Source organism: Bacteroidota bacterium, from assembly GCA_016715425.1.
Lineage (GTDB): Bacteria > Bacteroidota > Bacteroidia > Chitinophagales > BACL12 > JADKAC01.
Genome location: JADKAC010000008.1, coordinates 269,081 through 281,972, shown reverse-complemented (window position 1 = coordinate 281,972; position 12,892 = coordinate 269,081). Strand labels below are relative to the sequence as shown.

The 12,892-nt window shown below is 34.9% G+C and carries 8 protein-coding genes; 6 read left to right on the top strand and 2 right to left on the bottom strand.

Translation table 11 applies throughout. The features are described 5' to 3' along the window. Positions 1-99 precede the first annotated feature (99 nt). Both IPN31_15285 and IPN31_15280 read right to left on the bottom strand, forming a co-directional pair. The gene (locus IPN31_15285; GenBank protein MBK8683239.1) at positions 100-1,392 is read right to left on the bottom strand and encodes an amidohydrolase family protein; all 1,293 of its coding nucleotides are present in this window, start codon (positions 1,390-1,392) and stop codon (positions 100-102) included. 3 nt (positions 1,393-1,395) lie between these two features. Then, complete coding sequence (locus IPN31_15280; GenBank protein ID MBK8683238.1) at positions 1,396-4,368, bottom strand: amidohydrolase family protein; 2,973 nt, start codon at positions 4,366-4,368, stop codon at positions 1,396-1,398. A gap of 75 nt (positions 4,369-4,443) precedes the next feature. Here IPN31_15280 and IPN31_15275 point away from each other — a divergent pair, with 75 nt between their 5' ends. The 6 genes from IPN31_15275 (at position 4,444) to IPN31_15250 (ending at position 12,785) form a co-directional block, all read left to right on the top strand. Continuing rightward, positions 4,444-5,235, top strand: a complete 792-nt coding sequence (locus tag IPN31_15275) for an alpha/beta hydrolase (GenBank protein ID MBK8683237.1) — start codon at positions 4,444-4,446, stop codon at positions 5,233-5,235. 185 nt (positions 5,236-5,420) lie between these two features. Continuing rightward, the gene (locus IPN31_15270) at positions 5,421-7,697 is read left to right on the top strand and encodes a gliding motility-associated C-terminal domain-containing protein (GenBank protein MBK8683236.1); all 2,277 of its coding nucleotides are present in this window, start codon (positions 5,421-5,423) and stop codon (positions 7,695-7,697) included. Positions 7,698-7,729: 32 nt separating this feature from the next. Beyond that, on the top strand, positions 7,730-9,856 hold the full coding sequence (locus tag IPN31_15265; protein ID MBK8683235.1) for a PKD domain-containing protein: 2,127 nt from the start codon (positions 7,730-7,732) through the stop codon (positions 9,854-9,856). A 125-nt stretch (positions 9,857-9,981) separates the two neighbouring features. Then, complete coding sequence (locus IPN31_15260; protein ID MBK8683234.1) at positions 9,982-11,058, top strand: anhydro-N-acetylmuramic acid kinase; 1,077 nt, start codon at positions 9,982-9,984, stop codon at positions 11,056-11,058. Between the two features lie 6 nt (positions 11,059-11,064). Further along, positions 11,065-12,084: an NAD-dependent epimerase/dehydratase family protein gene (locus tag IPN31_15255; GenBank protein ID MBK8683233.1), complete on the top strand. Its 1,020-nt coding sequence runs from the start codon at positions 11,065-11,067 to the stop codon at positions 12,082-12,084. After that, positions 12,081-12,785, top strand: a complete 705-nt coding sequence (locus IPN31_15250; GenBank protein MBK8683232.1) for a noncanonical pyrimidine nucleotidase, YjjG family — start codon at positions 12,081-12,083, stop codon at positions 12,783-12,785. Before IPN31_15255 ends, IPN31_15250 begins: the two co-directional genes overlap by 4 nt. The last annotated feature ends 107 nt before the right edge of the window (positions 12,786-12,892 follow it).

The following is a 12,892-nucleotide window of genomic DNA, read 5'->3' as shown; positions in this document are numbered from 1 at the left end:
AAAATTCAGCCTTTTATGCATCATAAAAAAAATGCAGCCACGAACCTGCCTGCCGGCCAGGCAAATGCACGAAGAAATCATTTATTAGGCTAATAAAAATTATTTCAGATTATATTTTTTACTGTATTTCTCATATAAAGCATTCTGCCAGTTTTCTGTTGCAACTTTTCTTCCTCTGATAAATGCTGTGCTTATTTTATTTGTGCGCATATCTAAAATGTCTCCTTCACAAATTAATAGTGTTGCATCTTTTCCTTTTTCCAATGAACCTGCTGTAGAATCTATACCAAGTATTTTAGCATTATTTAGAGTTATGCATTGCAATGCTTCTTCTTTTGTTAAACCATAAGCTGCTGCTGTTCCGGCTTCAAAAGGCAGATTGCGTTGGTTCCAAAAACCTTCGCTGCCATTACTTACAGATATTCCGTAAAGAATTCCTGCTTGTTGTAAAATAAAAGGAAGTTTATATGCCATGTCAATATCGTAATCATTACGGGAAGGAAGCGCATGTACACGTTCAAGAATAACAGGAATATTTTTTTCTTTTAATAAAGTCAAAACAAGATTTGCTTCATTACCACCTACAATTACAGGAGTAATTTGAATTGATTCTGCAAAGTGAATTGCATGTGTAATTTCTTTAGCGCCGTTTGCATGAATAAATAATTTCTTCTCACCATTAAATACACCCTGCATCGCTTCAAATCGCAGATTCACCGGTGTATGTGTTTCATCTTTACTGTATGCCAATGCTAGTTGAAAATAGTTTTCTATTTCAGAAACAGTATTTACATAATCTGGATTTTCAATTACCTGATAACTATTATTCCATTTATAAGTATTAAAAGAAGGCCAGTTAATTTGAAGACCATTATCCATTTTATAAGCGGCATCTTCCCAATTCCAACCATCTGTTTCCACTATAGATGAAGTGCCGCTGATTGTTCCTCCTACAGGTACTATTTGTGCAAATAAAATTCCATTAGTGCGCAAAGTAGGAATTACTCTGGAGTCTGTATTATATGCAACAATACTGCGAACATTCGGATTAAATTTTCCGACTTCCTGCATATCATTGGTAGCCCGCACCGCTTCTAATTCATTTAAACCAAGTGTAGTATTTGGTGCAATAAGTCCCGGATAAATATGTTTTCCGGCGGCATAAATTACTTCAAATCCTTCAGGATTATATTTTACAGTTCTCGCATCACCAACAAATAATATCACACCTTTTTCAAAAGCGATAATTCCATTTTCAATCACAGTACCATCACCAATATGTATAGTTGCATTTGCAATTATAATAGGCTGTGTTTGTATTGTATCATAACTCTGTGCAAATGCAACAGTCAGAATAAATACACATGCGTATGTTGTTATTATTTTTTTCATAAATTAATAATCATTACCGGTTATAAAATCAAAATCATCGTCGCAGTGAAATTCAGGTTCCAGAATTTCTGAAACTGTAATAGTGGCTTCACCATTCTTTTTTGAAGCAAGCATTTTTGCAATTATTCTGTTGCGTTCTGTTTGTAATGCTTCTTGTTTTTGTTGTTCTGTATCAATATCATAATAGAGAATTCCATCAACAAATGTTTTTTCTGCTTTTGCATAAATGCTCAATGGATTATCGCTCCACAAAACAACATCTGCATCTTTACCTTCTTTTATACTTCCCACTTTATCATCAATATGCATCAGCTTTGCCGGATTCAGTGTCACCATTTTTAATGCATCTTCTTCACTCATGCCGCCATACTTTATACTCTTTGCTGCTTCCTGATTTAAATGACGACCCATCTCTGCATCATCAGAATTTATTGCAGTGATAATTCCAACTGCATTCATAATACTTGCATTAAAAGGAATGGCTTCCACTACTTCATATTTATAAGCCCACCAATCAGAAAAAGTAGATCCACCTGCACCATGTGCTTTCATTTTATCTGCTACTTTATATCCTTCTAAAATATGCGTGAATGTATTGATACGAAATTGGTGCGCATCAGCAACTTGCATCAACATATTTATTTCGCTTTGCACATAACTATGGCAAGTAACAAATCTTTTACCTTGCAATATTTCTGCAATTGCTTCTAATTCCAAATCAATTCTTGTGTTTGCAGGATCAGCTTTTTTTGCAGCAATATATTCTTCACCTCTTGTAAATGCATCGTCAAATGTCTGTTCCACACCCATTCGTGTTTGGGGAAAACGTTCTCTTCCTCCAGAACTCCAATTGGAGCGTTTTACATTTTCACCTAATGCAAATTTTATAAATGGCGGAGCTGATTGAAACTTCATTTCTTCAGGCGCTGCACCCCATCGCAATTTAATAATTGCACTTTGGCCGCCAATCGGATTGGAAGAACCATGCAGCAATTGCGAAGTAGTTACACCACCTGCTAATTGACGATAAATATTTATATCATCGCAATTAATTACATCACCAATTCTAACCTCCGCACTCACTGCTTGTGTACCTTCATTGACACCACTACTGATTGCAATATGTGAATGTTCATCAATAATTCCTGCTGTAAGATGTTTGCCGGTTCCATCAATAATGCGAGCATCTTTTGCATTCATATTTTTGCTCACTTTACTTATTTTTCCTCCCGAGAGAAGTACATCATAATTTTCAAGAATGCCCTCTTTTTCATTTGTCCAAACGGTTGCATTTTTAATGAGTACATCTTGCTGTGTTGGTTTTATTGTCCATCCAAATGCATTGAATGGATACATGATGTTACCAATAATTACTGTATCAATTTTCTTATCAATTTTTTTCTCTGCATACACATTTGCAAACGTTGCATTCCAATTAATCCATGTAGAATTTAATTGTCCGCTGCCGGAAAAAGTTGTATCGTTATAAGTGCCGGTTAAACGAAACAGATTTATTGAATCTTTAAAATAAAGTGTTATATAATTTCCTTTTAAATCGCCATCCGCTGTTAGTGTATCTGTATTTTTAATAATCGAAAATTCCGGTTTATTTATTTTTCCTTTAATTAATAATCCATAAGTATAATTACCGGCTTGTAATTTATAAGCACCTCTTGGATCTGTATCAATCCAGGTTTGATTAATATACATTTTACCATTCACCCAAGTTTGAAAAAGCATCGTTTCTTCTTCAAAAATTGGAGCTGAAGTAATTATAAAATTTGCAAGTTTTCCTTTTTCTAAAGTACCACAATTATTTTCTATACCAATAATTTTTGCCGGATTAATTGTAAGTGCCCGCAATGCATCTGCAGAATCTAATCCATTTGAAATTGCTTTGCGAATATTTTTTAAAAAATCCTTTTTATTTTCTAATCCTGCTTGAGTGAAAGCAAATAAAATTCCTGCATTTTGCACCATTGCTGCATTTGCAGGTGCTAATTCCCAATGCTTTAATGTGGTGATGGAAAGGAGGTTTGCATCCAATGGATCTTCTACATCAGGCAGTGCAGGAAAATTAACCGGCAGGATTAAAGTAGCTCCAGTATTTTTTATTTCTTGCAATCGTTGATATTCATCTCCACCACCTTTTATAATATATTGAATACCGAATTCATCACCGATTTTATCTGCTCGTAATACTTCCAATTTATTACTTACATCAAAAATTTGTTTGAGAGTTAGATTTTGATTTAATGCATCCAGTGCAATATTATATTCTTCCTGATTCCCAGTTTTTGCATACCATTTTGCATCGTACATGCTTTGACGAATTAATGCAATTGCGCCCATTTGCGAACTCGGATAATCTTGACCTGAAGCGCCTTTTCTAAAACTATATTGTAATGATGCTTTGTCTTTTAACAACATTTGATTTTCTCGTTCATTGCCTGTTAAAACAATTGCACCTGTCCCTCGAATTATTCCATCTGTATTATGTGCAAGCACAGCAGCAAATCCATTTTTACGCAATACATTTGCTTGAGCAGTATCAATAATAAAATGTGTGTAGCTATTAAATTCAGGTGTGATAGATTGATTCCAACTGTAAGCACCTTTTCTTGCATTTTCAGTTTGCGGATAGGATGAAGAAGAGGTAAGCGTTGCAGGTTTTGTAATTCCGTAATCAGAATACAAATCAATAAAAGCGGGATAGATATATTTTCCTTTTAAATCTATTACCACTGCATCCGCAGGAATAGCAATATTTTTTCCTACTTCAATAATTTTTGATTCTTTAATTATCAATGTTGCAGAATCTAATTGCAAATCCGGATTCACAATAATATGTGCATTGGTAAATGCATAAGTAATTTTTCTTACATCATGAACTCCATTCACCGGAAAAGTTTCCTGGCCAAATAAATTTGTAATCAGGAGTGAAAAAGTAAAAATCAACAACACCGCTTTTTTCATAACCGTATTTTAAGTAATGCTAAAAATAGAAATTTTGCATTGAGAAGTATAAGTTTGTACTATAAAACCTATACAATGGATACTTCAAAGTTTATAGAAATAAATTCCCACAAATTTTATTATTCACTAAATGGTGAAGGAAAATGTCTTATTCTGATTCATGGTTATGGCGCTGCAGGTTACATATGGAATTCAATCATTCCATTGATAGATAAACAATGGTGTGTATTAATTCCTGAATTACCCGGTTCGGGAATTTCTGATGTACAACCCAATGCATCTATTGAGGACTTTGCAGATATGCTGCATGCTATTTTGAAAAAAGAAAGTATATCTCAGTGTGTAGTAATCGGTCATAGTATGGGCGGATATATTGCTATGGAGTTTGCAAAAAAGTATGCATCCATGATGTTGGGTGTTGGCTTATTACACTCCCATGTATTTGCTGATGATGCAGAGAAAAAAGCAGGTAGAAATAAATCAGCAGAATTTATTATTCAACATGGTGCAGAAGTGTATTTAAAAGATTTTACCCCTAAATTATTTTCAAAAAATTCAGATCAACAATTTATAGATACGCATTTGCAAATGATATCAGCAACTCCTATAAAGGGATTGACTACTCACTTGAAAGCAATGGCAAATCGTGAAGATACTTCTGAAGTATTGCGCAATGTAAATGTTCCTGTATTTTTTGGTATAGGAGAAGATGATGCCATTATGCCTAAAGAAGTATTGCTTAAGCAAACAAGTATTGCCGCCGTTTCACAAGTGGAATTGTTTAATAAAAGTGGTCATATGAGTATGATTGAACAGCCTTCGGAACTTGCTGAAGCAATGAATAATTTTTTAATTTTTTGTAGTTAAGTCTTTCAGCAATAGTTTACGATTTAACGTTTTATTAAATTGACTGGCTAATGATAAATTCTTTGGTTGCTTTAGTCTAATTTTATAAATCCAATAATTACAGTTTTTTGAAACACTTTCTATATATATCATTTTGTTTGCTGTTTAGTATTTCGAGTTATGCTTACCATTTAATTGGGGGTGAAATGTATTACGACTGCCTAAGTGATAATAATTATAAGGTTACGATAAAAATTTACAGAGATTGCTATTCTTCCGGTGCCGATTTTGATGACCCTTTATACTTATATATCTATAACAGTAGCGGAGTGTTACAACAGCAAATTTCTATACCCTTATTAAGCTCCACTTTAATTGATCCTGACTTAACGAATCCATGTATTGTGGATGCACCGGATATATGTGTGGAAGAAGGGGTTTATGAAGTGATAATTAATTTACCTAATAGTTTAGGAGGATATGATTTAGTTTATCAGCGTTGTTGTCGAAATTCTTCTATTATTAATCTGGATGAACCTGATTCACAAGGAGCTACTTATTGGGCATATATACCAAACCCGGGAGATATTTGCAATTCCAGTCCAAGGTTTAATACATTTCCACCAATCGTTATTTGTGGGGGATACCCATTTCAATTTGATCATTCGGCAACTGACCCTGATGGAGATTCTTTAGTGTATGAATTATGTGCACCGTTTCTTGGAGGTGGGTTAACTGCTCCAATTCCCGACCTGTTTTCTGTGCCTCCTATTAGCTCACCACCATTTCCAACTTTGGATTATGCTGAGGGGTTTAGTGCTACATATCCCATGGAAGCCAGTCCGGAATTAACTATAAATTCAGAAACCGGATTGTTAACCGGAACACCAACTTTGTTCGGGCAATTTGTTGTCGGTATTTGTGTAAAAGAATACAGAGATGGAGAATTAATAGAAACCCATTTGCGGGATTTTCAATTTAATGTTACCGATTGTACGCCGTCGTTATATGCTGATTTTCCTGCGGAAATAAATAATTGTGATAACCTCACCATTGATTTTGATAACAACAGTTTTGGAACATCTTCTTATTACTGGGATTTTGGTGTGCCTTCAATAGGAAGTGATAGTTCTACGACTTTCGAACCTATATATACTTATCCAGACACAGGCACTTATATAGTTATGTTGGTGGCAAATCCCGGAACAATATGTTCTGATACTAGTTATTCTGAAGTGAATGTGTATCCGCAATTGATTGCTGATTTTAATTATGAAGCAGCATGCGCCCAGCAATTACTATTTTTTGATGATGCTTCTACAACAGATCATGGAGAATTAACAGAATGGATTTGGGATTTTGGAGGAGGGATTACTTCTACTCTTCAGGACCCTTCGCTAATGTTTGAAAGCGGAGGTAGTTTCCCGGTTACTTTAAAAGTGAAAAATGACGTGGGTTGTACTAAAGAAATTTCAAAGAATATAATAGTGTATCCTTTGCCACAAGCAGATTTTATCTGGGATAGTCATTGTCTCGGGCAATCTGCAGAATTAATGGACAACAGTATAATTGCTGAAGGATATTCAGTCATAAATGGTGAATGGACTTTGCCGGGAGAAGCTTCTGCAACAATGGGTGCCAGTTCAACTATAAATTTTGATACAACAGGAGTTTTTGAAATTACTTACGTTGCAATTTCTGATAAAGGTTGTACGGATACAATTACACATTACATAACTATTGCTCCGCAAGTAATTGCCGAATTAGAACCGGATACCGCTATTTGTATTTATGATACAGTTCAATTATTAGTGCGCAATGGTTCTTCTTATCAATGGACACCTGTGTATCGCATTTCGGATGATAATGCTTTTAATCCTTATGTATATCCGGAAGTAAGTACACTTTATACAGTGCTTGTTTCTGATGGTTGTACTTCGGATACCGCATCTATTTTTATAGAGGTATTACCACGACCGGAAATTACTGCTTGGCCGGATACTGCGGTATATAGATTTGAACCTGTACAATTATATTCTGAAAGTGATGGAATAAGTTTTAGTTGGTGGCCTTCGCAGGATTTGGATAATTCAGTAACTGCGAACCCTGTTGTTTCTCCTTCGGAAACATCTGCATACATAGTTACAGCTACGGGAGAAAACGGATGTACTAATGCCGACACCATAAGTATTGTAGTTTGGTTAAGATGTAATCGCTATGATATACCCAATGCTTTTACACCAAATGGAGATGGATTAAATGATGCATTCCGTATAGTTTCTTTTGGTGATGATGCAGTAGATAATTTCAGTATCTATAATCGCTGGGGAGAAATTGTATTTGAAACCGATGATATTACAAAAGAATGGGATGGCATAAATAAAGGTAAGGAACAGGAGACAGATGTGTACTTTTATGTGATAAATGTAAAATGTGAAGATATTCGGCAAACTCTAACTGGTACTATCACGCTTTTGAGGTAATTTTTTTAATTTAGAACCCTAATCATTCTACAATGAAATTTATAAGATTACTCTTTCTGCTTACTATAATTTTTATAAGCACTAAAACTTTTGCATCACACATTATTGGTGGTGAAATTTATTACACTTGTACGGGTGATAATACTTATGAAGTTACAGTAGTCTTATATCGTGATTGCACTAGTGCAACGGCATTTGATAATCCGGCTTACTTAGGAATTTATAATTCTGATGGTGATCTAATTGAAAACGTGGCAATGTATTCACCTGAAACTACAGATATACCCATCGAAGTGGATAATCCATGTTTGGATGTACCACCGGGATTATGTATCGAACAAGGTATTTACACAGTTACCATTGAATTGCCTGATGATGCAGATACTTATGATTTAGTATATCAGCGTTGCTGCAGAAATGCAGGCATTATAAATATTGATGCACCGGAGGATACCGGCTCAACAATCTGGCAACAAATTCCGCCGGGCAGTGCAGCGGAATGTAATAACTCTCCCGTATTTAATAATTATCCGCCACCCGTTATTTGTGTAGATGATCCACTCAACTTTGATCATAGCGCTTCTGATATTGATGGCGACTCTTTAGCTTATAAATTTTATACTCCGTTTGAAGGTGCAAGTTCATTTGCACCGGCTCCATCCCCACCGCCGGCACCGCCTTATGGTTCCGTTGATTGGGCTACCGGTTATGATGTAGATTATATGGTAGATGCAAGCCCAGAATTGGCAATTGATGTGAATACCGGGTTGCTTACAGGCACTGCTCTTTTTGAAGGACGCTATGTTGTAGGTATTGTTGCCGAAGAATGGCGGGATGGTGTATTATTGGGAAATCATTATCGTGATTTTCAGTTTAATGTGGAATTATGTGAACCGACACTTACTTCAGTGATTGGCGTGGATGGTGCTGTTGTCGAGGAAGTATATTTAGACTGTGAAGATTTTACAGTAAACTTTGACAATCTGAGTACAGGTGCAGATGATTATTTGTGGGATTTTGGAGATGGAACTACATCCACTTCTTTTGAAGGAGTGCATGTGTATGCTGACACAGGAAGTTATACCGTTACCCTAATTGCAAACCCCGGTTTTGTGTGTGCCGATACTGCAATTATTGATGTGCTGATTTATAATGTAGTTACTGCTGATTTTGATTATATCGCCGGTTGTTCAAATGCATCTGTAATGTTTATTGATCAATCTGTTTCAACTCTTGCAGGTGATATCACCGAATGGGCTTGGGATTTTGGCGATGGTGGTTCAAGCACGGATTCTAATCCGGATTATTTATATGCTGCTGGAGGAAGTTATACTGTGAATTTATTTGTAGAAACAGAAAAAGGATGTACGGCAACAATTACACAATCTATTGATGTTTTATCTGGCCCTGAAGCCGACTTTGAGTTTGATGATGTATGTCAAAATGAAAGTGCAGAATTTTCAAATCTTTCTACAATTCCAGACGGAGCATCTATAAGTACATATTCATGGAATTTTGGCGATGGTGGTAGCAGTACTTCTGAAAATCCTTCGCATAATTATGATCCTGCAGGAACATACACTGTTACTTTAATTACTACAGCAAATAATGGTTGTAAAGACACCATCTCTTACGATATTGTAATTGGCGTTTTACCTGAAGCGTATGCAGGTCCGGATGATACAATCACCTATTTGGATTATTATACTTTACAAGGTGAAGGTCTTGGTTCGTATAGCTGGTTTCCAGCAACATTCGTGAGCGATCCGTTTTCTGCAACTCCTGAAATTCGTCCACCACTTACTGTTACATATACCCTTACTGTTACCAGTCCTGATGGTTGTGTTGAATCCGATGATGTAACTATTTATGTTTTGGATATCACAGTAATAGATATTCCAAATGCATTCAGTCCAAATGGTGATGGTATTAATGATGAATTATTATTATTAACACACTCCGTTGAAGCGCTTGATGTATTTGCCATTTATAATCGTTGGGGTCAGGAATTATTTTCTACTACAGATGTAACTCAAGGTTGGGATGGAACATACAATGGAAAAGAACAAGATATGGGATCTTATGTATATCTGATTCGTGCACGAAATCTTGATGGATCACAAGTGGATTTACAAGGTTCTGTACTGTTGGTACGCTAATAAATTTTATTATTTCTGAAAATAGCTTTGCAATATTTTTTAATATGGCAAAGCTATTTTTTTTAAATGCAGTGAATCTGAAATTCAACTTGTACCAAAATATTTAGAGAATAAAAATGAACAGATTGAACAACAAGAAATCATATAATGTAGTGGGTTTAATGTCGGGGAGTTCTTTAGATGGATTGGATATTGCCTATTGCAGATTTGATATTCAAGAAAATAATTTTGATTTTGAAATAGTACAATCCATTACAATTCCTTTTCCTAAAAATATTATGCAAGCATTGCAACAAGCAGTAATTGATAACAACAAAGTGCAAGAAGCAGATTTATTATTTGGAGATTTTTGTGGTGCAGAGATTTTTAAATTTTTGCAAAACAACAATCTCATTCTTCCTGATTTCATCGCTTCGCATGGACATACAATTGCGCATCATCCTGAAAAAGGATTTTCATTGCAAATCGGCAATGCAATTAATATTAGAAAGCATGTTTCTGTTCCTATAATAAATGATTTTCGCAATGCAGATATTCGTGCCGGCGGACAAGGTGCGCCACTTGTTCCTATGTGTGATGCAAAGTTGTTTAGTGATTTTGAGGTTTGTTTAAATATTGGTGGCATTGCAAATATTTCTTTGGATAGCAATGGGAAACGATTTGGTTTTGATATCTGCGGAGCTAATCAAATATTAAATTCTATTGCAGGAAAATTAAATATGCCTTTTGATGATGGAGGTAAAATTGCTGCTACTGGAAAATTAAATCAAGCACTTTTACAAGCATTAAATGCAGATAAATTTTTGCATGCACCCTTTCCAAAATCATTGGATAATGCTTATGTACAAAAGCATTTTATAAGCATACTCGATAATTTTAATGTATCCTTGCAAGATCAGATGGCAACAGCAACAGAACATATTGCGCAACAAATCAGCAGTGCTATTCAATCTGCATTTTCCGATTGCAAACAATTAAAAATACTTGTTACCGGAGGTGGAGCATACAACACCACATTAGTAAACAGAATTGCTATTTTATGCAATACACGAATTCAATTACCTACAGATTCCATTATTCAATTTAAGGAAGCATTAGCAATCGCATTAATGGGTGTGTTGCGATGGAAACAATTACCAAACTTTTTCCCTTCAGTAACCGGTGCAAGAATAGCAGTTTGTGGCGGTGAAATAATTCAATAAAAAAAAATGCAACAAAGTCATTTTATAACAGGTGCAAACGGATTAGTAGGAAGCTATCTTGCAAGATATTTATTAATGAAAGGGGAAAGAGTGCGTGCATTGCGAAGAAATACAAGTGATTTAAAATTAGTGGCAGATATTGCAGATGAAATAGAATGGATAATAGGTGATATTACAGATGTTGATTCATTAGCAATTGCAATGGAAGGCGTTGATTATGTGTATCACACTGCGGCAATTATTTCCTATGTGAAAAAGGATGCAGAAAAGTTGATGAATATTAATGTTGAAGGAACAGCAAATGTGGTAAATATTTGTTTGGAATTACAGATAAAAAAAATGCTTCATGTAAGTTCAATTGCTGCCGTGGGCAGAACAGGAATTTCAGGAGAATTAGTTGTAGAAAATAATAAATGGGAAAATATAAACAGTATCAGTGATTATAGTTTAAGCAAACATCTTGCAGAGAGGGAAGTGTGGCGAGGAATTGCAGAAGGCTTAAATGCAGTAATAATAAATCCTTCTATTATTGTTGGTTCAGGGAATTGGAATAGTGGTTCATGCAGGTTATTTACAACTGTGAATAATGGTTTTAAATTTTATACCGAAGGAATTACAGGTTATGTAGATGTGCGTGATGTAGTGGAAATTGCTTATCGTTTAATGCAAAGTGAAATTCATTCCGAACGTTTTATTCTGAACAGTGAAAATATTATGTACAAAAATTTTTTATGGATGGTTGCAGATGCATTGCAAGTGAAACGACCACCTTATAAAGCAAAACAATTTATGTCGGAATTAGCTTGGCGGGCAGATGCATTGCGCAGTATTTTCACCGGCCAAACTCCCTCAGTTACAAAAACAACAGCTCGTATTGCTAACAAACAAGTGTATTTCGACAGCAGTAAAATTCAAGAGCAACTAGATTATACATTTAGCCCCGTTGCAAAGGCTGTTGCTGATACCGGCGCCGCATTTATAGATGAAAAAAAATCAGACAAATTTCATCCAATAGTTTTTAAATGATGAATTCAAATAACGTAAAACATATATTCTTCGATCTGGATAATACGCTCTGGGATTTTAGTGCAAATTCAAAAGTAATTGTAGAGAAATTATTTTATGATTTTGATTTACCCGGCAGAGGGATAAAAAATTTTGATCAATTCTTTCTTAACTACAAACAACGCAATGAATTCTTGTGGGATGCATATCGCTATGGAAGAAAGAACAAAGAAGAAGTGCGATTCGAACGATTTTATGTTACACTTTATGACTTCGGAATTGACAATCGCTCCATCGCTATGCAAATGGCAGAATATTATATTCAACATACAAGACATTTAAAAGAATTATTACCCGGAGCAATAGAAACACTACAATATTTGAATAAAAAATATCCACTGCATATTATCACCAATGGTTTTAATGAAGTACAATTTTTTAAAATAAAGAATTGCGGTTTACAGGATTTTTTTAAAACAATTACCACCGCCGAATCTGCAAATTCTTTAAAGCCGGATAGGAAAATTTTTGAAACTGCATTGCGTGATGCAAATGCATTTGCTAATGAAAGTATTTATATCGGTGATTCACCGGAAGTGGATGGAAAAGGTGCATTGAATGCAGGAATGCAGTTTGTCTGGTTTAACTACAATGCAAATGAAAATCAATATGGTTTTGAAAAAAATATTTCTAATCTTTCTCAATTGCAAACCATATTTTAAATATGCATTTTTCAATAATTAAAATTGTGTTTTAAATTATTAATTATCACGCATATCAGATAAAACTCCAAAATTGAATTAACCCTTTCTTACTAAAGATTAGTTAG